Origin of the sequence: Shinella sp. BE166, assembly GCF_051201095.1 — a bacterium.
Taxonomy (GTDB): domain Bacteria; phylum Pseudomonadota; class Alphaproteobacteria; order Rhizobiales; family Rhizobiaceae; genus Shinella; species Shinella lacus.
In genome coordinates this window covers 580,906-607,634 of sequence record NZ_JBPEHL010000002.1, presented here as the reverse complement: position 1 = coordinate 607,634, position 26,729 = coordinate 580,906, and the positions used below count along the sequence as shown (strand labels likewise).

The window sequence follows — 26,729 nt, the reverse complement described above, 5'->3', positions numbered from 1 at the left end:
TTCTCAACAAGATGGTAGGCACTTTAAGAGTCACAAGCGAGCCATACATGCACTCGGGGAAGCTCGCCGGCTGCCAACTAATTTTCGAGGCGCTCGCCAAGGACTGGAAATATCGGCAGGGTGCGCTCTTGAAGATCGAAGGATCCGTTGCTGTTATGCTGATGAAGAGCCAGCTCGGTACCAGCCTGAAAGTCGTGGTTCAAGAAATGACCGTTTCGAAAGATCTTGATGTGTCATTTTCGCCTTCGTCACCTTCGCGCGCCTATCTTATTGCAGATAACCTGAACACGTCACTCGGGTCGTTGGTGGCTGCAACGCCGTCGGACACACCGGGTGCGCTCTTCTCTGTCTTCAACCTCTCCCCGACCCTCGATGTGCTCGTGGAAAGCTTAGACACGAAGACGTTGAAGGTTGCTTTCAATCAGTTGGACGGAGAGTCGGACATCGTGCTGACGTTGAACACTGACGTTGCGGAGACGGACGCAACAGGCCGGCGGACAAAATCCAACGAAGCAATGGAATCGCTCAGCGCTTGTTTGCTTGCCCTCAGCGAACAGAACCAGCCTTCTGAGAATTGATCAGACAGAGTGACTGTCGATACCTTCCTTCCGGGTGAAATCTTCATAGTTGATAGCCACGGGCACTCGCCAGCGCGTGCCACTTCTCCCCCACATCACGCATTCATGACCGCCCGAAGCTTTTCGTGCTCGCTCCAGCGTGGAACGACACATGGTTAAGGATCGTTGAGGATTTACGGCTGCGATCTTACGCGGTCGGGAGAGAGGCCCCGTCGAGTATGGCCCAGCGCTCCGGGGTCTCGATCCGCTCAGTCGCACCGCTCGTCCGGCCCAGCATGCCGGACGAGCGGCTGCGTGTTGCCGACAACGGCAACGGAGCTGAGCCAACGGGCACCGCCGGGAGGGTCAACGGCGGCAACCTCAGGACCTTCAGCAAGGATTATATGGGAAGGCTCCCGCGAAATTGCCAGTCGTCAATTCAACGCTCCGTGGGTTCCGGTTTCCATCGATGAAAAAGTTGCGATTTTCGCGATTTTCCGTCTTGCGCATCCGGCCGGTCCTGATTAGAAGACGCCCACCGCACGCGCCCTTCGTCTATCGGTTAGGACGTCAGATTTTCATTCTGAAAAGAGGGGTTCGACTCCCCTAGGGCGTGCCACTTCCCCTCCCCGAATACAGTCTCGACATCTCTGGACCGGCTCGTCGATCGAGCGGGAAAAAAGAGAAAAATCCTGCATTTAGGGCTTGCGCAAATCAATAGGCCCGACTAGAAGACGCCCACCGCACGCGCCCTTCGTCTATCGGTTAGGACGTCAGATTTTCATTCTGAAAAGAGGGGTTCGACTCCCCTAGGGCGTGCCACTTCCCCCGTCGACTTCTCCGCAAAACACGTCCGTCAGAACGCCTTTGCCGCGTCCAGCACGCGGAACTGCATGCGCCGGCTACCCTGCCAGCTATCGGCCGAAAGCGTGCCGGCGAGATGCACCGCCTGGCCGCGCTCCTTCATCAGGAACATGCCGAGATCAGCTTCCGCCGCGCGGAACGCCATGGCGTCGATGCGCCCGCCATCGGGACCTTCAAGGGCGATGCGCAGGTGGTTGACGCCGACGGGACGCACATCGCGGACACGATGCGCCGGCAGCGCGAAGATCGGCTGCGGATGGCCGGAGCCGTAGGGGCCGGCCTGTTCGAGCTGGTCGGCGAGCGCCAGGGTGGCGCCGCTGGCGCTCATCGCGCCGTCGATCTTCAGCGTCTCCACGGCCACCAGATCGCGCACGGTGCGCTCGGCGCGTTCCTCGAAGAAGGTGCGCAGGCGGCCGAGATTGGCCCGCTCCACCGTCAGGCCGGCCGCCATAGCGTGGCCGCCGCCCTTGACCAGGATGCCCTCGTCCACGGCGGCGCGCACCATGCGCCCGAGATCGAAACCGCTGATCGAGCGGCCGGAGCCGGTGCCCTTGCCGGAGGGATCGAAGGCGATGGCGAAGGCGGGGCGGCGGAAGCGGTCCTTCAGCCGTGAGGCGAGCAGGCCGACGACGCCCGGATGCCAGCCCTCGCGGGCCGTCAGGATCACCGAGGCGTTTTCGCCGGTGCCGTATTCCGCTTGCGCCTCGGCTTCCGCCTCGGTGAGCATGGCGGCTTCCATGGCCTGCCGCTCGCGGTTCAGCTCATCGAGCTGCTTGGCGATGCGCTCGGCCTCGCCCGGCTCGTCGATGGTCAGGAGGCGGCTGCCCAGCGCCGCATCGCCAATGCGCCCGCCGGCATTGATGCGCGGGCCGACGAGGAAACCGAGATGGTAGGGCGTCACCGGCCCGCCGATGCCAGCCTGCTTCAGGAGCGCCGTCAGGCCGGCATTGCCGAGATGGCGCGCAGCGACGAGCCCCTTCACCACATAGGCGCGGTTGAGCCCCTTCAAGGGAACGACGTCGCAGACCGTGGAGAGCGCCACGAGATCGAGCATGGAGAGGAGATCGAAGCCGGCGGCCCGCGTATCGCCCCGCGCGCGCAGAACGCGCTGCAAGGCCACCAGCACGAGGAAGACGACGCCGGCGGCGGAGAGGTGCCCCTGCCCCGACAGATCGTCCTCGCGATTGGGATTGACCAGGGCATGGGCCGGCGGCAGGTCCTCGCCGACCTGATGGTGGTCGATCACCACGACATCGATTCCGCGATCGCGCGCGACCGCCAGCGATTCGTGGCTGGTCGACCCGCAATCGACGGTGACGATCAGCTGTGCGCCGCGCTCGATGAGCTGGGCGATGGCGTTGGGATTCGGGCCATAGCCCTCGAAAATGCGGTCGGGAATGTAGATTTCCGCCTGCACGCCGAAATGCACGAGGAAACGGTAGAGCAGTGCCGAGGAGGACGCGCCGTCGACGTCGTAATCGCCGAAGATCGCCACGCGCTCGCCGCGCTCCACGGCGCGCGCCAGCCGCTCCGTCGCCGCCTCGCAGTCCATCAGGCTGTAGGGCTCGGGCATCAGGCGGCGCAGCGTCGGATCGAGGAATTCGAGCGCGGTCTCAAAAGGCACGCCGCGGCCGGCCAGCACGCGCGCGATCAGGTCCGGGAGGCCATGCGTCTGGCTCATCGCCAGCGCGCGGTTTTCCCCCGCCTGGTCGAGCCGCGCCACCCAGCGCTGGCCCGTCGCCGAGCGCTCGACGCCGAGAAAGGCTCGGCTGACGGGATCTGCGTTTTCCAGCATGCTCATGCTCACTCCTCGCTCGGCCTAAAAGACCAGTGCCCGCGCTCCGGCGCAAGGGCGGAGGCGGGCACGGGATTGTTCGCGATGAAAGACGGCGATCAGGCCGTCTTCGGCCGCTCGATGCGGATCACCTGCGGTTCGCCGACGAGATAGCCCTCGCCCTTGATGGAGGCGACCGCCTTGCGGACCGAATCTTCCATCGTCGCATGGGTGACGAGGATGATGGTCTTGGGATCGGTCGATTCGGTCGTGGACTGCGCACGCTGGACGATCGATTCGAGCGAGATGCCGTTTGCCGCCATGTGCTTGGCGATGCTGGCGAAAACGCCGGTGCGGTCTTCCACCGAGAGGCGGATGAAGTAGCCACCGTGGTGCTTGCGGATCTGCGCGCGCTTGTAGGGCGCAAGCGACGCCGCCGGGCGGCCGAGCGCCGGCACGGTCTGCGCGCCGGGGCGGCTTTTCGCGATGTCGGCGATGTCGCCGAGCACGGCGGATGCGGTGGCGTTGCCACCCGCACCGGGGCCGACCATCAGCAATTCGCCGAGAATGTCCGATTCGATCGCCACGGCGTTCGTCACGCCATCGACCTGCGCGATGACCGAATCGAGCGGCACCATGGTCGGGTGTACGCGCTGTTCGACGCCGGTGTCGGTCTTCTGCGCCACGCCGAGCAGTTTGATGCGGTAGCCGAGATCGGCCGCCGCACGGATGTCGTCGATCGAGATGTTGGTAATGCCTTCGAGATAGATGTCATCGGCCGAGATCTTCGTGCCGAAGGCGAGCGTCGTCAGGATCGACAGCTTGTGCGCCGTGTCGTTGCCCTCGATATCGAAGGCCGGATCGGCTTCGGCATAACCCAGGCGCTGGGCTTCCTTCAGGCAGGCCTCGAAGGACAGGCCCTCCTTCTCCATCTTGGTGAGGATGTAGTTGCAGGTGCCGTTCATGATGCCGTAGACGCGGGAAATCGTGTTGCCGGTAAGCGACTCGCGCAGCGCCTTGATGACCGGGATGCCACCGGCAACAGCCGCTTCGTAGTTGAGGATGCAGCCGTTTTTCTCCGCGATGCCGGCAAGCTCCACGCCATGGGCGGCGAGCAGCGCCTTGTTGGCCGTCACCACATGCACGCCTCGCGACAACGCCGCCTTGACCGCGGCATAGGCCGGATCGCCTGCCCCGCCCATCAGCTCGACGAAGACGTCGATCTTCGCCTCGCGGGCGAGCGCAACGGAATCGTCGAACCATTCGATGGCGGTAAGATCGACGCCGCGATCGCGGCCCTTGGTGCGCGCGGTGACGGCGACAATCTCGATCGGCCGGCCGCACGTCGTCGTGAGCATGTCCCTGCGTTCGACGAGAATCTTCGCGAGCGAAGCACCAACGGTGCCCAAGCCCGCAATGCCGATCTTCAGGGCATCAGCCATGGTCATGTCCTAACGTTTTGGAAAAAGCCCTCCGCCTGGCGCGGAGGGCGGATGGTGTCAGCGATGGGCGTTCAGCGAGATGACGTTGTGCATCGTCTCGTCGGCCGTGGAGAGGAACTTCTTGATGTTGCGCGCCGCCTGGCGGATTCGGTGCTCGTTCTCGACCAGCGCGAGACGAACATAATCGTCGCCCATCTCGCCGAAGCCGATGCCCGGCGCAACCGCGACGTCGGCCTTCTCGACGAGAAGCTTGGAGAATTCCAGCGAGCCGAGATGGCGGAACTTTTCCGGGATCTTGGCCCAGGCGAACATGGTGGCCGCCGGCGGCGGAACCTCGAAGCCGGCCTTGCCGAAGGTATCGACCATGACGTCACGGCGGCGCTTGTAGATGCTGCGCACTTCCGCGATGTCCGCACCGTCGCCGTTCAGCGCATGCGTCGCCGCCACCTGGATCGGCGTGAAGGCGCCGTAGTCCAGGTAGGACTTTACGCGGGTGAGTGCTGCGATCAGGCGTTCGTTGCCGACGGCAAAGCCCATGCGCCAGCCGGGCATGGAGAAGGTCTTCGACATGGAGGTGAACTCGACAGTGATGTCGATGGCGCCCGGAACTTCCAGCACGGACGGCGGCGGCGCGTCGTCGAAGTAGATTTCCGAATAGGCAAGGTCGGACAGCACGATGATGTCATGCTTCTTCGCGAACGCGATGACGTCCTTGTAGAAATCGAGTGTCGCGACATGCGCCGTCGGGTTGGACGGATAGTTGATGATCAGCGCGAGCGGCTTCGGGATCGAGTGGCGCACGGCGCGCTCGAGCGGCGGGAAGAAGCTCTCGTCCGGCTCGACCGACATCGAGCGGATCACGCCGCCGGCCATCAGGAAGCCGAAGGCGTGGATCGGATAGGTCGGGTTCGGGCAGAGGATCACGTCGCCCGGCGCGGTGATCGCCTGCGCCATGTTGGCGAAGCCTTCCTTGGAGCCGAGCGTCGCGACGACCTGCGTCTCCGGGTTCAGCTTCACGCCGAAGCGGCGGGCATAATAGGCGGCCTGGGCGCGGCGCAGGCCGGGAATGCCCTTGGACGAGGAATAACGATGGGTGCGCGGGTCCTGGACGACTTCGCAGAGCTTGTCGACGATCGCCTTGGGGGTCGGCAGATCGGGATTGCCCATGCCAAGGTCGATGATATCGGCGCCACCCGCTCGCGCGCTTGCTTTCAAACGGTTGACCTGTTCGAAAACATACGGCGGCAGACGCCGGACCTTGTGAAACTCTTCCATCTTTTACCCCGTTGAGCGCGGAGCCCCTCCGGCGGCTCTGCCGGAAGACGCAAAACTCCACGCGAATCAAGTGACCGGATAAGGGCGAAAGCGTTCAAAATGAAGGCGCTTCGCCTGCGCCGGCGGTCCAGGGGACCGCCCATCGCTTTGCTGCCAAACGGCAAGAAAGGCAAGTGCTAATTCGTGCCCTGGATCTCAGAAAGTGTCGCCGCGCCGTGTCCGTCGCGCAGAGCCTGCAATTCGGCGAGCTGGCGACGGTATTCCGCCTCCGAAATCACGCCGGAACTGCGGCGGCGCGACAGCGACGACAGGCGCGCCGAGTAGCTGGCGGCTTCCTCGTCGCTCATCTGCTTCGTCTCGGCGCTGACGATCGCGGTGATGTCCGGATAGACGTCGGCGCGGTTGGCGCCGCTGTTGACCGTCGAGGGCGTCTCGCTGGAAGCGCAGGCGGCAAGGACGACCGGCATGGCGGCCATGAGAAAGGCGGCGCTCAAGCGCCTGAATTCGAACGCCATGTGGCAGTATGCTCCTGTCGAAACGACCGGTTCCGTATCTTTCCGTGAAAGGCTGTCAGGCCCTTGTAATCTGTTTCGCAGAGAATGTAAAAATACAAAAGTAACAATAAAATCGGGAGGGAACGATGGCCGAGGACAGCAAAGCGAACGACCGCGATGCAGCCGGAAACAAGCCCGGTTTTCAGCCCTTCGACCCCGCCGCGATCGAACCCTATGTCGTGAAGGACCCGGAAGCGCTGACGGTCAACCTGGCCCGTACCGTCGAGCAGCTCGGCAAGGCGGCGTCGGCCTGGCTGGCGCCCCGCGAAAGCGGCGAGAAGGTCGACACCGTCTCCGAGCCGATGGTGGACATGGTGAAAACCCTCTCCAAAGTCTCGGAATACTGGCTGACGGACCCGCGCCGCACGCTGGAAGCGCAGACCATGCTGCTCGGCAGCTATTTCAACATCTGGTCGCGCACGCTGAGCCGTCTTTCCGGCGAGGAGCCGGACGCCACGCCCGATCCGCACAGCAAGGACAAGCGTTTCAGCGACGAGGACTGGGTGAAGAACCCCTTCTTCGATTTCCTGCGACAGGCCTATTTCGTGACCTCCGACTGGGCGGAAAAGCTGGTGGCGGATGCGGAAGGCCTCGACGAGCACACGCGCCACAAGGCGGGCTTCTATGTGAAGCAGATCGCCAGCGCGATCTCGCCCAGCAACTTCGTCACCACCAATCCGCAGCTCTATCGCGAGACCGTTGCCTCCAATGGCGCCAACCTCGTGCGCGGCATGAAGATGCTGGCGGAGGATATCGCGGCCGGCCGGGGCGACCTGAAGCTGCGCCAGACCGACACGAGCAAGTTCGCGATCGGCGAGAACATGGCGCTGACGCCGGGCAAGGTTCTGGCGCAAAGTGATGTCTGCCAGGTCATCCAGTACGATGCGACGACGGAGACGGTGCTGAAGTGCCCTCTCCTCATCTGCCCACCGTGGATCAACAAGTTCTACATCCTCGATCTCAACCCGGCGAAATCCTTCATCAAATGGGCCGTCGACCAGGGCCATACGGTCTTCGTCATCTCCTGGGTGAACCCGGACGAGCGCCACGCCGCCAAGGACTGGGAGGCCTATGCGCGCGAGGGCATCGGCTTCGCGCTCGATACGATCAAGCAGGCGACCGGCGAGGACGAGGTCAACGCGATCGGCTATTGCGTCGGCGGCACGCTTCTGGCTGCGACGCTGGCGCTGCATGGGCAGGAGGGCGACAAGCGCATCCGCACGGCGACGCTCTTCACCACGCAGGTCGATTTCACCCATGCCGGCGACCTCAAGGTCTTTGCCGACGAGGAGCAGATCGACCTCATGGAGCGTGGCATGAAGGCGACCGGCTATCTCGACGGCTCGAAGATGGCGACCGCCTTCAACATGCTGCGCGCCTCCGAGCTGATCTGGCCCTATTTCGTCAACAACTACCTGAAGGGCCAGGATCCCATGCCCTTCGACCTTCTGTACTGGAATTCAGATTCCACGCGAATGCCCGCCGCCAACCACTCGTTTTACCTCAGGAATTGTTATCTGAACAATACCCTCACAAAGGGCAAGATGGTGCTCGCCGGCAAGACGCTTTCGCTGAAGGACGTCAAGATCCCGATCTACAATCTCGCGACCAAGGAGGACCATATAGCGCCGGCGAAATCGGTCTTCGTCGGCAGCCAGTTCTTCGGCGGCAAGGTCACATACGTCATGGCGGGCTCGGGCCACATTGCCGGCGTCGTCAATCCGCCGGACAAGATGAAATACCAGTTCTGGACCGGCGGCCCGGTGAAAGGTGCCTTCGAGGACTGGGTCGAGAAGGCAAACGAGACGGCCGGGTCCTGGTGGCCGCATTGGCACGCCTGGATCAAGGCCGAGGACGACCGCATGGTGCCGGCCCGCAAGACCGGCGGCGCGATGAATTCCATCGAGGAAGCCCCCGGCTCCTACGTGCGTGTGCGTGCCTGACGCGACATGAAATTCGATCCGCCGCTCGTCTCCGGCACCCTCGTTCAGCGCTACAAGCGCTTCCTGTTCGACGCCATCCTCGATGACGGATCGGCGATCACCGGCTCCTGCCCCAACACCGGCTCGATGCGCGGCCTCACCGCGCCGGGCTCGCGCATCTGGATGTCGCAGAGCGACAGCCCGACGCGAAAACACCGGCATCGGCTGGAGCTGGTGGAGGCGGACGACACGATCGTCGGCATCAATACCGGCCTGCCGAACCGGCTCGCCGAGGAAGCGATCCGCGCCGGCCTCGTCGCCGATCTCGCCACCTATCCCGTTCTTGAGCGCGAAAGGAAATACGGCCGCAATTCGCGCATCGACATCCTGCTCTCCGGCGAAGGCCGCCCGTCGGCCTATGTCGAGGTGAAGAACGTGCATTTCCGCCGCACACCCGGCCTTTCGGAATTCCCCGATACCGTGACGGAGCGCGGTGCAAAACATCTGGAAGAGCTCGGCGACATGGCGGAGGCGGGTTTTCGCGCGGTCATGCTTTATCTCATCCAGCGCGAGGATTGTTCGCGCTTCCGCATCTGCGCCGACCTCGATCCGACCTATGCGACAGGTTTCCGGCGGGCGATTGCGCGCGGCGTCGAGGCCTATGCGGTCAAATGCGCGGTTACATCCCAGCAAATCCATCCTGTCGCAGCGATCGCCATGGACGAACCCGGTGTCGCTGATTTATGACGGTCTCTAAAGATTAGCGAAAGTTCGACCATGGTGACCTATATCGACGCGACCTCCGCGCCGCTGAAGAACACGGGCGTGATCCGCCTCTACGACGCGGAGGCCTTCGCCGGCATGCGCAAGGCCTGCCAGCTTACCGCGCGCTGCCTGGACGAGCTCTATCCGCTGGTGAAGCCGGGCGTTGCCACCGACGTCATCGACCGTTTCGTCTTCGAGTTCGGCATGGATCACGGCGCGCTTCCGGCAACGCTGAACTATCGCGGTTATACCAAGTCGAGCTGTACCTCGATCAACCACGTCGTCTGTCACGGCATTCCGAACGACAAGCCGCTGCGCGAAGGAGATGTCGTCAATATCGACGTCACCTTCATCCTGGACGGCTGGCATGGCGATTCGAGCCGCATGTATCCGGTCGGAGAGATCAAGCGCGCCGCCGAACGGCTCCTGGAAGTCACCCATGAATGCCTGATGCGCGGCATCGCCGCCGTGAAGCCGGGTGCGCGCACCGGCGCCATCGGCGAGGCGATCCAGATCTATGCGGAAGTCGAGCGCTGCTCCGTCGTGCGCGATTTCTGCGGCCACGGCGTCGGCCGGCTTTTCCACGATGCGCCGAACATCCTGCATTACGGCCGCGCCAATGAGGGGCCGGAGATGAAGGAGGGCATGATCTTCACCATCGAGCCGATGATCAATCTCGGCCGGCCGCATGTAAAAGTGCTGTCCGACGGCTGGACGGCAGTCACGCGCGACCGCTCGCTCTCCGCGCAATACGAGCACACCGTCGGCGTGACGGCGGATGGCTGCGAGATCTTTACGCTTTCGCCCGGCGGCCTCGACCGCCCCGGCCTTCCGGCATAGGTCGCCCATGGCAGGATCGCGCGGACGAAAGGACACGACATCCTCCACCACGACGGTGGACGAGCCCGCGACCGCCGACGATCTTTTCGACCCCATGGACGAACGCGGCCATTTCTATGAGCGCCCTGCCCGCACAGCGAACGCCAAGGCGATCCCGGCGGTTGAGGAAAAACACTATCACGGACACCGCGAGCGGCTGCGCCTGCGCTTCCGCGACAGTGGCGACGGCGCACTCGCGGACTACGAAATCCTCGAACTGCTGCTGTTCCGCCTCATTCCCCGGCGCGACACCAAGCCGGTGGCAAAGGCCTTGCTCGACCGCTTCGGCACGCTCTCCGGCGTGTTCGGCGCCACCCCCGCATTGTTGCAGGAGGTGAAGGGCATCGGCGAGGCGGTGGCACTCGACCTGAAACTCATTTCCGCCGTCGCGCAGCGCACGCTGAAAAGCGAGATCCGCAACAAGACCGTGCTCGCGTCCTGGTCCTCCGTCATCCAATATTGCCACGCCGCCATGGCGCACGAGCCGCGCGAACAGTTCCGCATTCTCTTCCTCGACAAGCGCAACACGCTGATCGCCGACGAGGTGCAGGGGCACGGCACGGTCGATCACACGCCGGTCTATCCGCGCGAGGTGGTGCGCCGGGCGCTCGAACTGTCGTCGACGGCGATCATTCTGGTTCACAACCACCCGTCCGGTGACCCTACCCCGTCGCGGGCGGACATCGACATGACGAAGACGATCGTGGAAACGGCGCGCCCGCTTGGTATCACGGTGCATGACCACATCATCATCGGCAAGGATGGGCATGCCAGTCTCAAGGGACTGAGACTTATGTGAAATCCCAAAATCGGATGAACCGGCTTTCATCCGATTGAAACGGTTCGCTGTCACATTCGGTTGACGTAAAAATGCGAGGCGAAGACAATTGCTGCAACGCAATATGATTCTTCCCGCAAAAGACTGGGGCACCCTCACATGCAGGAATTCGATCTCGTCGTCGTGGGCAGCGGCCCCGCAGGCCGCCGTGGCGCCATCCAGGCCGCCAAGCTCGGGCGCAAGGTTCTCGTCATCGAACAGGGCAAGCGCGTCGGCGGCGTTTCCGTGCACACCGGCACGATCCCGTCGAAGACGCTGCGCGAGACTGCGCTGAACCTCTCCGGCTGGCGCGAGCGCGGTTTTTATGGCCGCTCCTATCGCGTGAAGCAGGAAATCAGCGCCGACGACCTGCGCCGCCGCCTGCTCATCACGCTCGACCACGAGGTCGACGTGCTGGAGCACCAGTTCGCGCGCAACCGCGTGCAGCACATCCGCGGCAAGGCGAAGTTCGTCACGCCCGACACGATGGAAATCGCCAAGGACGACGGCGAGATCGTGCATGTGAAGGGCGCCGGCATCATGCTTGCGGTCGGCACCAAGCCCTATCGCCCGAGCAGCATTCCGTTCGACGGCGTCAGCGTGCTCGACAGCGACGAGCTGCTCGACATCCAGAGCCTGCCGCGCTCCATGGCCGTCATCGGCGCCGGCGTCATCGGCATCGAATATGCCACGATCTTCAGCGCGCTCGACACGCAGGTGACGGTTATCGATCCCAAGGCGACGATCCTCGATTTCATCGACAAGGAAATTATCGAGGAGTTCACCCATGATCTGCGCGACCGCAACATGAAGCTGATCCTCGGCCAGAAGGCCGACAAGGTGGAGAAGCTCGAAAACGGCAAGTGCGAGATCACGCTGGACAACGGCCGCCACGTCACCTGCGACATGGTGCTCTATGCCGCCGGCCGCGTCGGTGCGACGGACAGCCTGAACCTTGCCGCCGCCGGCCTCACCGCCGATTCGCGCGGTCGCCTCAGCGTCAATCCGGAGACGTTCCAGACCGAAGTGCCGCATATCTTCGCCGCCGGCGATGTGGTCGGCTTTCCGGCGCTTGCCTCGACCTCGATGGAACAGGGCCGCATCGCCGCCCGCGTCGCCGTCGGCGCCATTGCCAAGGAGCCGCCGAAATATTTCCCCTACGGCATCTATGCCGTGCCGGAAATCTCGACCTGCGGGTTGACCGAGGAAGAGGTCAAGGAACGCGGCATTCCCTATGAATGCGGCATGGCGCGGTTCCGCGAGACCTCGCGCGGCCATATCATGGGCCTCAATTCCGGCCTGCTGAAGATGATCTTCTCGCTGAAGACCCGCCGCCTGCTCGGCGTGCACATCGTCGGCGAAGGCGCGACCGAACTCGTCCATATCGGCCAGGCCGTGCTGAACCTGAAGGGCACCGTCGAATATTTCGTCGAAAACACCTTCAACTACCCGACGCTTGCCGAAGCCTACAAGATCGCCGGCCTCGACGCCTGGAACCGCATGGGCGACCTGTCGCAGACGGCATGAAGATCCTGTCGCTGAACGTCTGGGGCGGCATGCTGCACGCGCCGCTCATCGACTATCTCGCCGCAGTCGATGCCGATATCTATTGCCTGCAGGAAGTGCCTCGGGCCGTCGCCGCGCGGTCGGACTGGCTCACGTATCGCGACGGCGCGGTGGAACTCCAGCAGCGCGCCAATCTCTACCGGGACATCGCCAGCGCGCTTTCCGCCCATGACGGCTTCTTCGCGCCGGCCATGCGCGGCGAATTGCTGGACGGTGACCAAGCCTGCTGGCAGGAATTCGGCCTCGCCACCTTCATCCGGCAGGACATCGCGGTGATCGGCCAGGCGCTCGATTTCGTGCACGGCGCCTATTCCCCGCATGGGTTCGGCACCCATCCACGCGCCCGCAACGCCCACGCTTTCCGCCTCTACGACTACGCGGCCGATCGCGCGTTGTCCGTCGTGCAACTCCACGGCCTGCGGACGGAAGACGGCAAGGGCGATTCTCCCGTCCGTGATGCGCAGGCCGACGCCCTCGTCGCGCTCATCGAGCGCCTGCATCGCAAGGAAGAAGGCCTCGTGCTCTGCGGCGACCTCAACCTGCTGCCCGACAGCCGCACCTTCAAGACACTCGAACAGCTCGGCCTCACCGACCTCGTCACGACCCGCGGCTTCACCGACACGCGAACCTCGCTCTACAAGAAGCCCGGCCGCTATGCGGACTACCTGCTGGTGAATGCGGAAATAACGGTCGCCGAGTTCACCGTCGTGGAAACACCTGAAGTCTCAGATCACCGGGCACTGCTCCTCACCCTCGGCTGACGACGGGTCGCAGGCCTGCCCGCCGCTGCCCGGATTTGCTCCGGCGCACGATGACCTCAGCAAGAAGAAGATTGGGTATCCAGCATCCCCACGCCAGCGCGCCGGCCACCTCGTCGTAGGACAGGCCGGCCACGACGGAGAGCCCGAGGTAGATGCGAAGTGTCACCGCAGCCATCGTCAGGGCGGCGGAGCGGATCATCCAGCGGCGATGCGCCGCCACATCCCCCGTCATCGCGAGAATGACGCCGTAGACCGTCGTGCCGACCCAGGCAATGGCCAGGCAGCCGAAGCCAGAGGCGGCAACAGCGCCCGATTCGGTGCCCACCGCCAGAAAGAAGCCGCCGGCGCCGGAGGCGAGAATCGAAATCGCATAAACCCTCCCGAGGATGCGGTGAAGGGTGATGCGGCGTTGCCGCAACCCCGGCCACAACTGCACGGGCACGAGAGCAAGCGCGACCGACGCCAGAACGATATGGGCATAGAATGCGACCGGCCGCAGGTTGGCGTGATAGACGAAGTCGGCCATCGTCACCTCGACGCCTCCGAGGAGAAAGCGAAAGGAGGCAATGGCCACCACGGGACACAGAATCCAAAGCAGGACGAACCTGCTGATGGCGACAGTTGATTTCAACATGCGGGCGCACTCCGGCATTGCGGCCGCGCTATTTGCACAGCAGGCGGCGACCGCGTTTTCGACATGGTCATCACTGGCATAATCGAGCGTATTGGCGGGTTTCGTTGTGCTGCACTTTGTTGCGGAGGCCGCGCGTGGCTGCCCGGTCTACGCGGAAACATTCTGTCCAAACGCAAAAAGGCCGCCCAGTGGGCGGCCTCTTCGTATTCGATCGGGTCGATCCGATTATTCGGCGTCGCCTTCGGCGGCCTTCTTCTTGGCCGGGGCCTTCTTCTTCGGAGCGGCTTCTTCGCCGTCCGTTGCTTCAGCCTTGGCGGCAGCCTTCTTCTTCGGCGCAGCCTTCTTGGTTTCCTTTTCGGAACCCTCTTCGTCTTCAGCCATCAGCTCGTCCTTGGAGACGGCCTTGTCCGTCACCTTGATCTCGCTGAGCAGGTGATCGACGACCTTTTCTTCGAAGATCGGCGCGCGCAGCGAAGCGGCGGCACCCGGGGTCTTCTGGAAATATTCGAGGATCTGCTTTTCCTGGCCCGGGAACTGGCGGAGCTGCTGGTAAAGCGACTGCTGCATCTCTTCGTCGGTCACCTGGACGCCGGCCTTTTCGCCGATTTCCGAGAGAACGAGGCCGAGGCGGACGCGGCGTTCGGCGAGCTTGCGATATTCTTCGCGAGCGGCTTCTTCCGTCGTGTCTTCGTCAGCGAACGTCTTGCCGGACTGCTGGAGGTCCGTGTTGATCTGGCGCCAGATGTTTTCGAACTCGGCGTCGACCAGGCGTTCCGGCGAATCGAACTTGTACATCTCGTCGAGCTGGTCGAGGATCTGACGCTTGACCTTCTGGCGGGTGACCGAGCCGTACTGGCTTTCGATCTGGCCGCGGACGATTTCGCGCAGCTTGTCGGCCGATTCGAGGCCGAGCTTCTTGGCGAGGTCGTCGTTGATCTCGACGTCGGCGGCGGCAGCGACTTCCTTGACGTTGATGTCGAAGGTGGCTTCCTTGCCGGCGAGGTTTTCAGCCGGGTAATCGGCCGGGAAGGTAACGGTGATGACCTTCTCGTCGCCAGCCTTCAGGCCGATGAGCTGCTCTTCGAAGCCCGGGATGAAGCGGTTGGAGCCGATGACGAGTTCCGCGTCTTCGTCCTTGCCGCCGTCGAAGGCTTCGCCATCGACCTTGCCGAGGTAATCGATCGTGACGCGGTCGCCGTCGGCGGCCTTGCCCTTCTTGGTTTCGTAGGAACGCGCGCTTTCGGCGATCTTCAGGATCTGCTCGTCGACCTCGGCAGCGTCGACTTCAACGACTTCGCGCGTGACGGCGATGCCGGAAGCGTCCTTCAGCGTGATCGCCGGAATGACTTCGTAGGACAGGGTGAATTCGAAATCGGCTTCGGCGGCAAGGATCTTTTCCGCTTCGGCCTGGTCTTCGGTCATCACGATTTCCGGCTGGGTCGCCGACTTTTCGCCACGCTCGGAAAGGATCGCCGACGGACGGTCGCGGATGATCTCGTTGACGAGCTCAGCCATGATCGACTTGCCGTACATCTTCTTGAGATGGGCGAAGGGGACCTTGCCCGGACGGAAGCCGTTGATGCGGACACGGCCCTTGGCGTCTTCAAGACGCTCGTTCATCTGAGCTTCCATGTCCTTGGCCGGGATAACGACCTTGATTTCGCGCTTCAGCCCTTCAGCGAGCGTTTCGATAACCTGCATGTTCAAACCTTCAATTTCGAGTTGGCGGTGCTCAAACCGGCCTGCCGGTTATGGCGAGCACCCCGCCGGTCCATTTGCCAGCGGTGGCTTTACTGAATTCCGTGGCCTTTTGGCAAGCAAAATGGCGCTCTCAAATGTCCACACCCCGCGGAAACCTCCATTTCCACGGTTCGTGGCTCTGGTGCGGGTAGAGAGACTTGAACTCCCACGCCTTGCGGCACCAGAACCTAAATCTGGCGTGTCTACCAATTTCACCATACCCGCGTCTCAGATTCTGCAGTGCCACGGGCGGCATGGCCGCTGCCGTGGCGCCCTCCGAGCGCGGCGTCTCTATATCACCCGTTTCCGGCGGATCAAAGGAAAAATGCGGGGCAGAGCGGCGTGATCCAGCCCGTTCTCGTCAATAGAGCGGTTCATCATAAATCGGCTCGCCCTTCAGGATGAGCCGGGCGATCTGCGGCGTGCCCTCCTTCGAGACGCGCGCCTCCACCTCCAGTTCCTCCTGGTTGCGGGCATCCTCCAGCACCTTGCCCTCGCCTTCCGGCACATAATAGCGCTCGATGCCGTAGCTGACGAAGATGTTATCCGGCAGGACGTTGTCCACCGAAGAGTAATATTCAAAGGGCAGCGTGCGCAGCACGACGCTGCCTTCCGCCGGCGCCAGAGCGCCGAAGCTCGCCTCGCTCGCCGTCCACAGGCCGTCCGCGCCGGGCTTCAGCCGCACCGACATGCGCACCTGCTGGCTGTCCTTCGGTATCTCGCCCGTCACGATATCCTTCGGGATCGTCGAGATCGGATAGGACAGGATGACGTAGTCGCCGCGCAGCAGGTCGCGCGGATCGACGGGCAGCGTCTTCAATTTAATGTCGGCGCCGCTGCGCAGGATCGAGGCGCGGCTTTCGACCATATAGCCGAGCACCGCCGTCTGGAGCGCCGCGGCGACGATGGCTGCGGCAAGCGGGGGCACGCGGAAGAAATTGGATATCGTCATGCTCACGCCTCCACCTTGGTTTCAGCCTTGGAAAACCGCCGCTCCAGCGCGATGACGCCCCAGGCGATCAGCGCCACCACCAGGCCCGAGACGAGGAAGAAGCCGGACGTGCCGATGATCGAGCCGATCGTTTCGGAGGCGAGATAGAGCGTCTCGGCGGCGAAAGCACCGTAGCCGAGATAGCGCACGGCCCCATTCTCCTTGCCCGAAAGTGCAATGCCGGCGATGGCGGCGGCAAGCGTGAGGATGCCGAGGAACAGCCGGTCCGCCACATTGTCGAATTCGGCATGCAGCACGAGAAGGCCGACCATCAGCACCAGGTAGGAATAGAAGGCGGGTGCGGCGCCGGCCGTGCGGGCGAAGGCATGCAACGGCGACTGCGGCACGGCGGCCAGCAGATAGGCGACCGCGCCGAAGGCGGCAATCGCGATGGCGGTCGTCGGCGTCTCATATTCGCTATAGATAAAGGCGAGCCAGGTGACGAGCAGCAGATAGGCGAGATGGCGGACCCGCGCGGCGCTGGTATACCGCACCAGCAGGATAATGATGACGGCCATCAGCGGCATCAGCCAGAGCAGCACGGTCTCATTGGCGCTGTAGGATTGCGTCCAGTCCGCACCGGACACGACGAAGGCCAGGAAACCCGCTACGGCAGTGACGGCGCCCGAGCGGAAGAGCGCAGCCGCCACGACCGCGCCGACGAACCATACGAGCATCGCCTGGAACGTATCGCCGGAAAGATGGTACATCTGCCCGACGAGCGCGATCGCGCCGCCGAAGGCGAGCGTGCCGAACACCAGGAAGGCGGCGGCGAGCCGCTCTGCGCCGCGCGTGATGAGCACCGCGCCGGCCAGATAGGCGCCCCAGATCAGCCCGACGATGCCGACGAGCCGCACGAGGCGCGGAATGGCATCCCAGTTGGCGGCGACCAGCAGCAGGACCGCGGCGGCGACCAGCAGTGCGGCGATGATCATCAGCACGCGGCCGAGGCTGAAGGAACTGGGGCGGGAATCGTATTCCTTGAGCAGCCGCCCGACGGTCGGCGCGTCGATCAGGCCCTGCACCTCCCAGAGTTTGAGGTCGCGCTCCAGCCTGCCCCTGTACATGCGTTCCCGCTCCGTTCCGAAAATATCACTCGATCGCGCCGATTCCGGCTCTGTCAACAGGGACGATATAGGTTGCGGAGAAATTCGCAATCGGGGCGAAAATTCGAAAAATGGGCAAATCTTCGCAAGTTACGCCCTTGAATGCGGACCAATGACCACCAAGATTAACGGGAAATAAAGAAATACATGGTAATTCTAGCCCTCAAGAGCCGATTGGCTCGGCGGTTTCGGGCATGCAGCAGGCGCATATCATCCATGCCCATATTGCACTGCACAAATTCGACGGGCGTGGTTATAGTTCAGTCATCGGATCAGAGATGGTCCGGCCCGGAAATCAAGGCGCCGCGTTTCGTAAGGCGACAGAGGACCGGAAGAGCGGATTGGTCGAACGCCTGGCATGATGCCTGAAGACCCGATGTCCGGAAACGGGGATCGAAATGGAATTCGGGGCGACGCACTCCTCCTCCCAGCGTCGCTTCGATACGATTGGCAACACTCCTCCTCCCAGTTGCCAGTCACCTTCAATGACGCCCGCTGGATCTCCTCCCCCAGCGGGCGTTATTATTTGCGCCAGACGCATGGCGCGCCCTCCCTTTCCCGGCAAAATCCTTCGACGCTGCGTAGATCCGCGCAAAGTTTGCGCAATTCGCGCGCCTGACGTTGAACGCATGCAAGCGACGCATGGGTGCCATTCCGATCCCGCTCTTTTTTATGCGGCGGCGCCATCCTATATTTCTCTCATCGGTCGGGCGACGATCTCCTCCTCCCAACGTCCCCGACAGGATCGGCACCCCTCCTCCTCCCAGGTTGCCGATCGAGACCAGAAACGCCCGCCGGATCTCCTCCCCGGCGGGCGTTTCTTTTTGCACTGCACCCAACCAGAGATGCATACCGGCCTTAACCTTTGTGGCCAAAAGCCCGGATTTTGGCCAGAATTTTGCCAAAATTTCTGCTTGACATGCGCAAAACGCATGGGTGCCGTGCTGGAACAGCGCTTTTCTTTTCGGCGGCGCAGCGTATATTCCGTTTCATCAGATCAGGGCGGCGCCAAAGACGAGCGGCCGCCCAGTACGAAGCCCAAGAAAGGGGTAATCACATGAACCTGGCACGCTCTTTTAACAACTGGCGCAAGTATCGTCAGACCGTCAACGAACTCGGCCGCATGTCGGACCGCGAGCTCCGCGACCTCGGCATCGGCCGCAGCGATATCCCGTACATCGCTCGCAAGGCTTCCAACTAAGCCGAACGACCTTTAACGGTCCTTTTTCGAACGCCCTCCGGTTCCCGCCGGAGGGCGTTTTGCTGTGCTCGACTTATTGCGCCGCACAATGCCGCGATTCATCGTCTGCGACACGCCCGACTTTCTTCTCCGAAAATGCTGAAAATCTCTATCCGCCTGGAATATCGGCACTTTCTGCCTATTCTGCTCGCACCGTTCGCAACTGCCCGATCCGTGATCGTCTTATTGCACAAATGCATAGCAGCTGCATTTTCTTTGCACTGCACATTAACAAGAGTGTCGCGTATATAAGCATCACAAACCGGTTGACAGACGTCCCGGACAACCGCTTCGAGGAGCAAAGACGATGAACCCGATCCGCATTGCAAAGAACTGGATTTCCTACCGCCGCACGATGAACGAACTCGGCAACCTGTCGAACCACACGCTGTCCGACATCGGCCTGACGCGTTACGACATCCGCGACATCGCAGCCCGTTCCTTCCGCTAAGACATCAGCCGAATTTCCGCCGCTGCGGCCGGAATAGGCGACGCGCGAGGAACGCTTCAAACGGCACCATCTGGTGCCGTTTTTGATTCAAGCTTTTGATTTCGGGGTGATGGAAAGCCGCACGCCGCCGTGGTAACGAACCGGCCATGAGCAACACCTCCTCCCCAGCCCCCATCCACGTCATCGGCGGCGGCCTTGCCGGCTCCGAAGCTGCCTGGCAGATCGCCGAGCGTGGCGTGCCCGTCATCCTGCATGAAATGCGCGGCGTGCGCGGCACGGATGCCCACAAGACGGACGGCCTTGCCGAGCTCGTCTGTTCCAACTCCTTCCGCTCCGACGACGCGACCAGCAATGCGGTCGGCGTGCTGCATGCCGAGATGCGGCTGGCCGGCTCGCTGATCATGCGCTCGGCGGATGCCAACCAGGTGCCGGCCGGCGGCGCGCTTGCGGTCGATCGCGACGGTTTTTCCGTCGCCGTCACGGCCGCGCTCGAAAGCCACCCGCTGATCACCATCACGCGCGAGGAAGTGACCGGACTGCCGCCGGAGGAATGGGACCAGGCGATCATCGCGACCGGTCCGCTGACCGCACCATCGCTCGCCGCAGCGATCCAGGCGCGCACCGGCGCCGATTCGCTCGCCTTCTTCGATGCCATCGCGCCGATCGTGCACACGGCAAGCATCGACATGGAAATCTGCTGGTTCCAGTCGCGCTACGACAAGGTCGGCCCGGGCGGCACGGGCAAGGACTATATCAACTGCCCGATGGACGAGGCGCAGTACAATGCCTTCATCGATGCGCTGATCGCCGGCGACACGACGGGCTTTAAAGAATGGGAAGGCACGCCCTATTTCGACGGCTGCCTGCCGATCGAGGTGATGGCGGAGCGCGGCCGCGAGACGCTGCGCCACGGGCCGATGAAGCCGATGGGCCTCACCAATGCGCACAACCCGACCGTCAAGGCCTATGCCGTCGTGCAGCTGCGCCAGGACAATGCGCTCGGCACGCTCTACAACATGGTCGGCTTCCAGACAAAGCTGAAATATGGCGCGCAGGCAGAGATCTTTCGCCTGATTCCCGGGCTCGAAAATGCGGAATTCGCCCGCCTCGGCGGCCTGCACCGCAACACCTACATCAACTCGCCGACGCTGCTCGACCGTTCGCTGACGCTGAAAGGCCGCCAGGGCCTGCGCTTCGCCGGCCAGATCACCGGCTGCGAAGGTTATGTGGAAAGCGCCAGCATCGGCCTGCTCGCCGGCCGGTTCGCCGCCGCCGAGCGGCTGGGCGAGACGCCCTCGCTGCCGCCGGAAACCACCGCCTTCGGTGCGCTGCTGAACCATATTACCGGCGGCCACATCGTCTCCGACGACGAGCCGGGCAAACGTTCCTTCCAGCCGATGAACGTCAATTTCGGCCTGTTTCCGCCGCTGGAGCCGGGCGCGGTGATCAGGCCCGAAGGCCTGAAGCGCTTTCGCGGCAAGGACAAGGCGATCGCCAAGAAGCACGCGACCGCCGCCCGCGCGCTGGAAGACTGCGCGCGCTGGTTAAGCCTGTGAATTAGTGCGGCTGGCCCGCGGCCTGCGGGTCGGCGCTGGCGATACCAGGCATGAAGCTGCCGAGCAGCCACAGCGAGACTTCCGCGGCGTCCCGCTCGTCGCGGAACTCGAAGGTGCCCCCCTCGTAGGCGGCATTGGCGAACTTGATATCGAGGCGCTTCGGGCCGGCGCCGTTGACGCGTACCGTGCCGGGTTCGATGAGATGGCAGGAATAGTGGTGGCCGTGCGCATTCATGCAGCCGGCCTTGCCGTCATGCAGCCGCAGGAACACCGTGCGGCCGTTTGCGGTGGTGACCATCTCGCGGATCGCCTCGTCGGGAAACGCACGGCCGAATTCCAGGATCGCCAGGCCGGCATCCTCGCCCGCCAGCTCCTGCTCCTCCTCCCGGCGAAACATCTGACGAAAGACCAGGCCGGCCAAGAGCAGGCTGGCGATGGTGATGGTCCAGAGCATCGGCGCGACTCCTCCGCGAAAAACGTCCTGACGCTGTAGCCGACAAGGCTTGCGCCAGTTTTGCGTCTCGTCAATTTTTAGAACGGCCCGCGCCGCATCGCCCGCCACATCCACCATTGACGCCGCCACTGCGCCGGCTGGGGGGACCGTTCCAGCACCGCAGCGCCCGCCTTTTCGGCGGCGTCCAATATATGCGGAACGAGGGCGACGGGCAAAAAGGCGGGGCGATTCGCCGGCGAGACGCCGCCCGCCGCCCGCGCCTTGGCCAGATGCTCCCGCCCGAGGCCCACGAATGCCTGCACCGCGCGCGTTGCCGCAGCGGCATCGCTGCCGCCAAGAAGCGCTTCCGGCGCCAGGCCGGTCGCGGCCAGGAGATCGGCCGGCAGGTAGACCTGCCCGCGGCGACGGTGGAGCGGCAGCAGCAGGAGTGTTCCGGCCACCGTCTGCGCCACGCCGGCATGGCCGGCCGCATCCGCCGATTTCGGCGCGGTGGCGGAATCAAGGACGAGGCTCGCAAGCTGGATCAGCGCGGAGGCCGTCTCGCCGGCATAACCTTCGAAAGACGCGCGGCTTTCCATCGGGTCGTTATAGACGTCGAAGATGCGCGCCTCGATCATGTCCGTCAGCACGGCGATGGGCAGCCGGTGTTCCCTGACGCAGGCCATCAGGCCGGCGGCGAGCGGATTGGCCATGGCGTCCCCGTCGGCCTCGCCCTCCAGCAGGTCGCGCCACCATTGCAGGCGGATTTCGCCGGGAAGCGCCTCGCGCACGACGTCGCGCACGCGGGCGATCTCGGCATTGAAGGCGTAGAGCGCAGCAAGCGCGCCGCGCTTTTCCACTGGTGCCAGCAGGCAGGCGAGATAGCGGTCGCGATCGGTGTCGCGAAGCACCGTCAGGCAGTGCTCGTAATGGGCATCCATCTTGTCGGTCACGTCGAAAAAACCGCCTTTCGCGTCACACCGCGATCAGCGCCGCGGCGACCGCGCGGCTTTCCGCCAGCATGACATTGAACGTGCGCACGGCGGCCCCCGTGCTCATCGGGTCGGAGCTGATCCGGCGCTCCTTGAGCGCCGCCTTGATATCCGCCGGCAGCGGGCGGATGTCCTTGCCGGTGCCGACGAGCAGCACCTCGATATCGCCCGCCTCGTCCAGCACGCGCTGGAGGTCGGCGACCGTCAGCGCCTCGCCCTCCTCCTTGTCCCAGCCGTGGATGCCGGAGGGCAGGCAGAGGATGGAGCCGCGGTGCGACATGTCGGCAAAGCGAAAACCGCCATTGCCATATGCGTCGATCGGCGCACGACCGGGGAAGTGCGCCTCGCGGATTTCGATGCCTTTAGCCATTGCTTTCCGTCGCTTCCGTAACCGGTGCCTTACTACCCTTGCCCGGGCGGTAGCGTTCCGGCTGCAGGCGGAACAGGATAAGGATCGGTCCGGCAATATAGATAGAGGAAATGGTGCCGATCGCCACCCCGAAGAGCAGCGTCAGCGCGAAGGTGCGGATCGCCTCGCCGCCGAACAGCGCCAGCGCCGAAAGCGCGATCAGCGTCGTCGCCGAGGTCAGCACGGTGCGAGACAGCGTGCGATTGATCGCGTCGTCGATCAGGATCGGTAGCGGCATCTGCTTGAAATTCCTGAGATTCTCGCGGATGCGGTCATAGACGACCATCGTGTCGTTCAACGAATAGCCGGCGACGGTCAGGAGGGCCGCGACGGCGGTGATGTTGAACTCGATCTTGGCGAGCGCCAGGAAGCCGAGCGTGAAGAACACGTCATGCGCCAGCGCGATGATCGCGCCGATGGCGAAATGCCATTCGAAGCGGACCCAGATATAGGCGACGAGCGCCAGGAGGCCGACGACGAAGCCGAGCGTCGCGGTGTCGATCAGCTCGCCGGAAATCGCCGGGCCAACCACCTCGACGCGGCGGAAATCGTAATCGTCCTCAAGCTCGCCGCGGGCGATGAGCACGGAGGTCTGCTCGGCGTTCTCGCCCTCGCCGGCCGACGTCAGCCGCACCAGCGCGTGGCGCGCATCGCGGTGCTTGGTGACGTTCAGCACGTCGACGCCGGCATCCGTGAGGCGCGCGGCGATATCGTCGGGGTCGGCATTGCCCGCCTTCGCCTGCACTTCGAGCGCCGCGCCGCCGGTGAAATCGATACCGGGCTTGAGCTTTCCGGCAATCAGCAGGCCCGCGATGGAGAGCGAGAGCACGGCCGTCATCAGGAAGACGACGTTACGCACCGCCATGAAGCGCAGATTGAGGCTGTCGAAAAAGCCGGAGCGCACGCCCTTCGGCAGGTGCGTCGCGTGGCTGCGGTTGAGCCAGGCGCTGACAAGGCGGCGCGTCAGCGTGAAGGTGGTGATGAGCGTTGCCAAAAGGCCGATGCCGACGGCAAGCGCGAAGGCGCGCACCGGCGCAGCCGAGAGCAGGAAAAGGACCGCGATGGCAATGAACATGGTGATGGAGGCGTCAAGCACCGTGGCGCGGGCACGGCGGAAGCCGACCAGAACCGCGCGCGAGAGCTCGCGCCCGCCCTTCACTTCCTCGCGAATGCGCTCGAAGATCAGCACGCTGGCATCCACCGTGATGCCGACGGTGAGCACAATGCCGGCGATCATGGAAAGCGACAGCGGCGCCCCGACCAGCGCCAGCACGGCGAAGGTGAGGATGACGTTGAAGAACAGTGCTATCGAGGCGATGACCCCGAGCACGCCATAGAAGAAGGTCATGAAGGCGACGACGGCCCCGACAGCGACGACGAGCGCAGCGGCCATCGTGACCCGGGACGTCGTGCCGAGCGCCGGCTCGATCGAGCGCTCCTCGATGATGGTGAGCGGTGCGGGCAGCGGGCCGCTGGCGATGATGCGCGCGAGGTTTCCCGCACCCTCAGCGTCGAAATCGCCGGAAAGCCGGCCGACGCCATCCGTGATAGCGCCCTGGATGCGCGAGGTCGAGATGATCTGGCCGTCGAGCAGGATGGCGATGGTGCGTCCGCTGTTTTCGCGCGTGAAGGCGGCGAGCCGCTCGGTCGCTTCGCCTCTCAGCACGAATTCGATGAAGGGCTCGCCATTGGCGGCTGGCTGCGCGGAGGCGACGTCCGATGCGGTGAAGAGATCGTCCTGGCGGACCAGGTAGCCGACCGGCGGCTCCCCGGTGGAGTAGAGCACTTCGGAGCCCGCCGGCGTGCCGTCCTCGATCGCCGTGTTGACCGGCACGCTGTCATCGACCAGCCGCGCGGAGAGCCGGCCGACCTGCGCCAGCATGTCCTTGACGCGCTGCGGGTTGGTGAGGCCCGGCATGGCGACGACGATGCGGTAATGCTCGCCGCGCCCGACGACAAGGGTGGGGATATCCAGGCTCTCGACGCGGCGGCGGACCGCATCGACAGCGCCAAGCGAGGCGGCGCGGACGGAATCGTCGATGGCTGCGGCCGACAGGACGAGGCGGAACGCGTTGGTTTCGGGCTCGCTGAGCGTGCCGAGATCGAGGCCTGCCAGCGTCGTGCGGGCGGCCTCAACGCGATCGGGCGCCGTCACGGTCACGTCGATCGTATCGTCCGCACCGTTAAGGTCGCTATAGGGAACGCGGGCGGCGCGCAGCGCATTGCCGATCGTTTCCACGGCGGCGCGCAGCCGGTCGGCGGCGATGTCGCTGCGTGAAACCTCCAGCACGAGGCGAGAGCCGCCGGTGAGGTCGATGCCGGGCTCGAGGCGGTGCATCGTCAGCCAGCCCGGCAGAAGAGCGGCGGTGCGCGTGGGCAACAGGCTGGGCAGAATGACAAGAAGGCTCGCCGCAAGGACGAGCCAGAGGGAAACGGTCTTCCAGCGGGCGGATTGCTGCATCGCGGTCTCGCCTACGGCAATTCCAGCAAAAGGGCGGAACGCGGTCCTGCTGGCATTGCGTAAAAACAAAAACAACCCGGCACGGACGCCGGCTGAAAACCAGTCGGGCCGTCCGGCCGGGTTTTTACCCGGCCAGGCGGCAGGCCAAGTTATTCCTTGACGGGTTCGCCCTTGACGCGGACTTCGCTGATGCCGCTGCGCACGACGCGCACCTTCATGCCCTCGGCGATTTCGACTTCAAGCTCGTGGTCGTCGACGACCTTGGTGACCTTGCCGACGATGCCGCCGCCGGTGACGACCTGGTCGCCGCGGCGGATGTTCTTCAGAAGCTCTTCGCGACGCTTCATGTTGGCACGCTGCGGGCGGATGATGAGGAAATACATCACCACGAAGATCAGCAGAAACGGCAGGACCGACATGAGAATGTCTGCACCGCCAGCTGCCCCGCCGGGTGCCGTCTGGGCGAAGGCCTCGGTAATGAACATCAGCTACTCCTTGAAATCTTGAATTTGTGCGGCCTGAGGGGCCATTTCGGTTGCCGGAATATAGGCAAGCAGGCCTTGAATGCAACACACGAGACTGAGAAGCCGGCTCTTTTCAAGCGCTTTCCCCCTTTTCGCCACCCGCCGCCCCATGTTACCCGGCAGGGACGCATGAGGAGAGAGAAATTGCAGGAAGACCACGTCAAGCTTTTGCTCGCCGAAATCGGCCGTATCAATGCGGCGCTGGAACGCCTCGCCGGCCCCGCGCCCGCCATCAACGACTGGAACGCCGCCGACGTCTTCGTCTGGTCGCCGGCCCGCCAGCACCTCCAGCCGGTGAAGCGGCCGAACCGCATCGACATCGAGCTCATCCGCGGCGTCGACCATGTGCGCGATATCCTGGTGGACAACACAGTGCGATTCGCCCGCGGCCTGCCGGCCAACAACGTGCTGCTCTGGGGCGCGCGCGGCATGGGCAAGTCGTCGCTGGTTAAATCGGTGCATGCGCTTGCGGCCAAGGAGACGGGGAGCGGCCTGAAACTCGTCGAGGTGCACCGCGAGGATATTTCGACGCTGCCGGCGCTGATGGAGATCCTGAAGGACGCGCCCGCGCCGATCATCATCTTCTGCGACGACCTCTCCTTCGACCATGACGACACGTCCTACAAGTCGCTGAAGGCGGCGCTGGACGGCGGCGTGGAAGGCCGGCCGGACAATGTGCTGCTCTACGCCACCTCCAACCGCCGGCACCTCCTGCCGCGCGACATGATGGAGAACGAGCAGTCGACGGCGATCAATCCCTCCGAGGCTGTCGAGGAAAAGGTATCGCTCTCCGACCGCTTCGGCCTCTGGCTCGGCTTCTACAAGTGCAGCCAGACCGAATATCTCGAAATGATCGACGGCTATGCCGGCCATTTCGATCTCGACCTCCCGGCGGAACAGCTCCACGCCGAGGCGCTCGAATGGGCGACGACGCGCGGCTCCCGCTCCGGCCGCGTCGCCTGGCAATATGTGCAGGACCTCGCGGGGCGGCTTGGCAAGCCGCTGGTGAAATGACC

The 26,729-nt window shown here is 63.8% G+C and carries 24 protein-coding genes and 3 tRNA genes; 13 read left to right on the top strand and 14 right to left on the bottom strand.

Annotated elements, in window-relative coordinates; all coding sequences use genetic code 11:
- Positions 1 to 47 precede the first annotated feature (47 nt).
- The 3 genes from J2Y63_RS06985 (at position 48) to J2Y63_RS06975 (ending at position 1,379) form a co-directional block, all read left to right on the top strand.
- On the top strand, positions 48 to 578 hold the full coding sequence (locus tag J2Y63_RS06985; protein ID WP_435265440.1) for a hypothetical protein: 531 nt from the start codon (positions 48 to 50) through the stop codon (positions 576 to 578).
- A gap of 523 nt (positions 579 to 1,101) precedes the next feature.
- Positions 1,102 to 1,176, top strand: a tRNA-Glu gene (locus J2Y63_RS06980).
- A gap of 128 nt (positions 1,177 to 1,304) precedes the next feature.
- Positions 1,305 to 1,379: transfer RNA gene (locus tag J2Y63_RS06975), tRNA-Glu, on the top strand.
- A 34-nt stretch (positions 1,380 to 1,413) separates the two neighbouring features.
- Here the strand turns inward: J2Y63_RS06975 and recJ are convergent.
- From recJ to J2Y63_RS06955, 4 genes are all read right to left on the bottom strand, one after another.
- A complete protein-coding gene (gene recJ, locus J2Y63_RS06970; RefSeq protein ID WP_435265439.1) occupies positions 1,414 to 3,222 on the bottom strand; it encodes a single-stranded-DNA-specific exonuclease RecJ in 1,809 nt (602 codons plus the stop codon).
- A gap of 92 nt (positions 3,223 to 3,314) precedes the next feature.
- Entirely contained in the window at positions 3,315 to 4,637 is a 1,323-nt protein-coding gene (locus J2Y63_RS06965; RefSeq protein ID WP_435265438.1) for a homoserine dehydrogenase, read from the bottom strand.
- A gap of 57 nt (positions 4,638 to 4,694) precedes the next feature.
- Positions 4,695 to 5,912, bottom strand: coding sequence for an LL-diaminopimelate aminotransferase (locus tag J2Y63_RS06960; RefSeq protein WP_256116021.1), 1,218 nt, complete (start codon positions 5,910 to 5,912; stop codon positions 4,695 to 4,697).
- A 176-nt stretch (positions 5,913 to 6,088) separates the two neighbouring features.
- Positions 6,089 to 6,427, bottom strand: coding sequence for an SHOCT domain-containing protein (locus tag J2Y63_RS06955; protein ID WP_435265437.1), 339 nt, complete (start codon positions 6,425 to 6,427; stop codon positions 6,089 to 6,091).
- A gap of 125 nt (positions 6,428 to 6,552) precedes the next feature.
- Between J2Y63_RS06955 and J2Y63_RS06950 the strand changes: the two genes are divergently transcribed.
- From J2Y63_RS06950 to J2Y63_RS06925, 6 genes are all read left to right on the top strand, one after another.
- Positions 6,553 to 8,409, top strand: a complete 1,857-nt coding sequence (locus tag J2Y63_RS06950; RefSeq protein WP_435265436.1) for a PHA/PHB synthase family protein — start codon at positions 6,553 to 6,555, stop codon at positions 8,407 to 8,409.
- Between the two features lie 6 nt (positions 8,410 to 8,415).
- Positions 8,416 to 9,135: a DNA/RNA nuclease SfsA gene (gene sfsA / locus J2Y63_RS06945; RefSeq protein WP_435265435.1), complete on the top strand. Its 720-nt coding sequence runs from the start codon at positions 8,416 to 8,418 to the stop codon at positions 9,133 to 9,135.
- Between the two features lie 30 nt (positions 9,136 to 9,165).
- The gene (map, locus tag J2Y63_RS06940) at positions 9,166 to 9,993 is read left to right on the top strand and encodes a type I methionyl aminopeptidase (RefSeq protein WP_256116025.1); all 828 of its coding nucleotides are present in this window, start codon (positions 9,166 to 9,168) and stop codon (positions 9,991 to 9,993) included.
- A 94-nt stretch (positions 9,994 to 10,087) separates the two neighbouring features.
- Positions 10,088 to 10,831, top strand: a complete 744-nt coding sequence (gene radC, locus J2Y63_RS06935) for a RadC family protein (protein ID WP_435265526.1) — start codon at positions 10,088 to 10,090, stop codon at positions 10,829 to 10,831.
- Positions 10,832 to 10,969: 138 nt separating this feature from the next.
- The gene (gene sthA / locus J2Y63_RS06930; RefSeq protein ID WP_435265434.1) at positions 10,970 to 12,376 is read left to right on the top strand and encodes a Si-specific NAD(P)(+) transhydrogenase; all 1,407 of its coding nucleotides are present in this window, start codon (positions 10,970 to 10,972) and stop codon (positions 12,374 to 12,376) included.
- Positions 12,373 to 13,176: an endonuclease/exonuclease/phosphatase family protein gene (locus tag J2Y63_RS06925; RefSeq protein ID WP_435265433.1), complete on the top strand. Its 804-nt coding sequence runs from the start codon at positions 12,373 to 12,375 to the stop codon at positions 13,174 to 13,176. The genes sthA and J2Y63_RS06925 overlap by 4 nt, the downstream gene beginning before the upstream one ends.
- Here J2Y63_RS06925 and J2Y63_RS06920 read toward each other — a convergent pair.
- From J2Y63_RS06920 to J2Y63_RS06900, 5 genes are all read right to left on the bottom strand, one after another.
- Positions 13,163 to 13,810 carry a DUF2306 domain-containing protein gene (locus tag J2Y63_RS06920; protein WP_435265432.1) on the bottom strand — a complete coding sequence of 216 codons (648 nt, stop codon included), beginning with the start codon at positions 13,808 to 13,810 and terminating at the stop codon, positions 13,163 to 13,165. The genes J2Y63_RS06925 and J2Y63_RS06920 overlap by 14 nt on opposite strands.
- Before the next feature lie 225 nt (positions 13,811 to 14,035).
- Positions 14,036 to 15,511: a trigger factor gene (tig, locus tag J2Y63_RS06915; protein ID WP_435265431.1), complete on the bottom strand. Its 1,476-nt coding sequence runs from the start codon at positions 15,509 to 15,511 to the stop codon at positions 14,036 to 14,038.
- A gap of 179 nt (positions 15,512 to 15,690) precedes the next feature.
- A tRNA-Leu gene (locus J2Y63_RS06910) sits at positions 15,691 to 15,775 on the bottom strand.
- A 136-nt stretch (positions 15,776 to 15,911) separates the two neighbouring features.
- On the bottom strand, positions 15,912 to 16,502 hold the full coding sequence (locus J2Y63_RS06905; RefSeq protein WP_435265430.1) for a GDYXXLXY domain-containing protein: 591 nt from the start codon (positions 16,500 to 16,502) through the stop codon (positions 15,912 to 15,914).
- Positions 16,503 to 16,504: 2 nt separating this feature from the next.
- Positions 16,505 to 17,608: a DUF2157 domain-containing protein gene (locus tag J2Y63_RS06900; protein WP_435265429.1), complete on the bottom strand. Its 1,104-nt coding sequence runs from the start codon at positions 17,606 to 17,608 to the stop codon at positions 16,505 to 16,507.
- A gap of 1,096 nt (positions 17,609 to 18,704) precedes the next feature.
- On the opposite strand from J2Y63_RS06900, the gene J2Y63_RS06895 reads away from it, so the two are divergent.
- The 3 genes from J2Y63_RS06895 (at position 18,705) to trmFO (ending at position 20,894) form a co-directional block, all read left to right on the top strand.
- Positions 18,705 to 18,848, top strand: coding sequence for a DUF1127 domain-containing protein (locus tag J2Y63_RS06895; protein ID WP_256116034.1), 144 nt, complete (start codon positions 18,705 to 18,707; stop codon positions 18,846 to 18,848).
- Positions 18,849 to 19,194: 346 nt separating this feature from the next.
- Positions 19,195 to 19,338 carry a DUF1127 domain-containing protein gene (locus tag J2Y63_RS06890; protein ID WP_023511883.1) on the top strand — a complete coding sequence of 48 codons (144 nt, stop codon included), beginning with the start codon at positions 19,195 to 19,197 and terminating at the stop codon, positions 19,336 to 19,338.
- A 146-nt stretch (positions 19,339 to 19,484) separates the two neighbouring features.
- Positions 19,485 to 20,894, top strand: coding sequence for a methylenetetrahydrofolate--tRNA-(uracil(54)-C(5))-methyltransferase (FADH(2)-oxidizing) TrmFO (trmFO, locus tag J2Y63_RS06885; protein ID WP_435265428.1), 1,410 nt, complete (start codon positions 19,485 to 19,487; stop codon positions 20,892 to 20,894).
- Between the two features lies 1 nt (position 20,895).
- On the opposite strand, the gene J2Y63_RS06880 is transcribed toward trmFO, so the two are convergent.
- The 5 genes from J2Y63_RS06880 to yajC form a co-directional block, all read right to left on the bottom strand.
- Entirely contained in the window at positions 20,896 to 21,348 is a 453-nt protein-coding gene (locus J2Y63_RS06880; RefSeq protein ID WP_435265427.1) for a hypothetical protein, read from the bottom strand.
- Positions 21,349 to 21,425: 77 nt separating this feature from the next.
- Positions 21,426 to 22,268: a phytoene/squalene synthase family protein gene (locus J2Y63_RS06875; RefSeq protein ID WP_435265525.1), complete on the bottom strand. Its 843-nt coding sequence runs from the start codon at positions 22,266 to 22,268 to the stop codon at positions 21,426 to 21,428.
- A 34-nt stretch (positions 22,269 to 22,302) separates the two neighbouring features.
- Positions 22,303 to 22,689, bottom strand: a complete 387-nt coding sequence (locus tag J2Y63_RS06870) for an Mth938-like domain-containing protein (protein ID WP_256116040.1) — start codon at positions 22,687 to 22,689, stop codon at positions 22,303 to 22,305.
- The gene (gene secD, locus J2Y63_RS06865; protein ID WP_435265426.1) at positions 22,682 to 25,189 is read right to left on the bottom strand and encodes a protein translocase subunit SecD; all 2,508 of its coding nucleotides are present in this window, start codon (positions 25,187 to 25,189) and stop codon (positions 22,682 to 22,684) included. Before secD ends, J2Y63_RS06870 begins: the two co-directional genes overlap by 8 nt.
- A gap of 149 nt (positions 25,190 to 25,338) precedes the next feature.
- Entirely contained in the window at positions 25,339 to 25,674 is a 336-nt protein-coding gene (yajC, locus tag J2Y63_RS06860) for a preprotein translocase subunit YajC (RefSeq protein ID WP_256116042.1), read from the bottom strand.
- 183 nt (positions 25,675 to 25,857) lie between these two features.
- On the opposite strand from yajC, the gene J2Y63_RS06855 reads away from it, so the two are divergent.
- Positions 25,858 to 26,727, top strand: coding sequence for an ATP-binding protein (locus J2Y63_RS06855; protein ID WP_435265425.1), 870 nt, complete (start codon positions 25,858 to 25,860; stop codon positions 26,725 to 26,727).
- Positions 26,728 to 26,729: the final 2 nt, after the last annotated feature.

Excerpts from the sequence above, each read along its gene's own strand:
- J2Y63_RS06985 (WP_435265440.1), top strand. The coding sequence starts at position 48 with ATGCACTCGGGGAAGCTCGCCGGCTGCCAACTAATTTTCGAGGCGCTC.
- recJ (WP_435265439.1), bottom strand. The coding sequence starts at position 3,222 with ATGAGCATGCTGGAAAACGCAGATCCCGTCAGCCGAGCCTTTCTCGGC.
- J2Y63_RS06965 (WP_435265438.1), bottom strand. The coding sequence starts at position 4,637 with ATGGCTGATGCCCTGAAGATCGGCATTGCGGGCTTGGGCACCGTTGGT.
- J2Y63_RS06960 (WP_256116021.1), bottom strand. The coding sequence starts at position 5,912 with ATGGAAGAGTTTCACAAGGTCCGGCGTCTGCCGCCGTATGTTTTCGAA.
- J2Y63_RS06955 (WP_435265437.1), bottom strand. The coding sequence starts at position 6,427 with ATGGCGTTCGAATTCAGGCGCTTGAGCGCCGCCTTTCTCATGGCCGCC.
- J2Y63_RS06950 (WP_435265436.1), top strand. The coding sequence starts at position 6,553 with ATGGCCGAGGACAGCAAAGCGAACGACCGCGATGCAGCCGGAAACAAG.
- sfsA (WP_435265435.1), top strand. The coding sequence starts at position 8,416 with ATGAAATTCGATCCGCCGCTCGTCTCCGGCACCCTCGTTCAGCGCTAC.
- map (WP_256116025.1), top strand. The coding sequence starts at position 9,166 with ATGGTGACCTATATCGACGCGACCTCCGCGCCGCTGAAGAACACGGGC.
- radC (WP_435265526.1), top strand. The coding sequence starts at position 10,088 with ATGGACGAACGCGGCCATTTCTATGAGCGCCCTGCCCGCACAGCGAAC.
- sthA (WP_435265434.1), top strand. The coding sequence starts at position 10,970 with ATGCAGGAATTCGATCTCGTCGTCGTGGGCAGCGGCCCCGCAGGCCGC.
- J2Y63_RS06925 (WP_435265433.1), top strand. The coding sequence starts at position 12,373 with ATGAAGATCCTGTCGCTGAACGTCTGGGGCGGCATGCTGCACGCGCCG.
- J2Y63_RS06920 (WP_435265432.1), bottom strand. The coding sequence starts at position 13,810 with ATGTTGAAATCAACTGTCGCCATCAGCAGGTTCGTCCTGCTTTGGATT.
- tig (WP_435265431.1), bottom strand. The coding sequence starts at position 15,511 with ATGCAGGTTATCGAAACGCTCGCTGAAGGGCTGAAGCGCGAAATCAAG.
- J2Y63_RS06905 (WP_435265430.1), bottom strand. The coding sequence starts at position 16,502 with ATGACGATATCCAATTTCTTCCGCGTGCCCCCGCTTGCCGCAGCCATC.
- J2Y63_RS06900 (WP_435265429.1), bottom strand. The coding sequence starts at position 17,608 with ATGTACAGGGGCAGGCTGGAGCGCGACCTCAAACTCTGGGAGGTGCAG.
- J2Y63_RS06895 (WP_256116034.1), top strand. The coding sequence starts at position 18,705 with ATGAACCTGGCACGCTCTTTTAACAACTGGCGCAAGTATCGTCAGACC.
- J2Y63_RS06890 (WP_023511883.1), top strand. The coding sequence starts at position 19,195 with ATGAACCCGATCCGCATTGCAAAGAACTGGATTTCCTACCGCCGCACG.
- trmFO (WP_435265428.1), top strand. The coding sequence starts at position 19,485 with ATGAGCAACACCTCCTCCCCAGCCCCCATCCACGTCATCGGCGGCGGC.
- J2Y63_RS06880 (WP_435265427.1), bottom strand. The coding sequence starts at position 21,348 with ATGCTCTGGACCATCACCATCGCCAGCCTGCTCTTGGCCGGCCTGGTC.
- J2Y63_RS06875 (WP_435265525.1), bottom strand. The coding sequence starts at position 22,268 with ATGGATGCCCATTACGAGCACTGCCTGACGGTGCTTCGCGACACCGAT.
- J2Y63_RS06870 (WP_256116040.1), bottom strand. The coding sequence starts at position 22,689 with ATGGCTAAAGGCATCGAAATCCGCGAGGCGCACTTCCCCGGTCGTGCG.
- secD (WP_435265426.1), bottom strand. The coding sequence starts at position 25,189 with ATGCAGCAATCCGCCCGCTGGAAGACCGTTTCCCTCTGGCTCGTCCTT.
- yajC (WP_256116042.1), bottom strand. The coding sequence starts at position 25,674 with ATGTTCATTACCGAGGCCTTCGCCCAGACGGCACCCGGCGGGGCAGCT.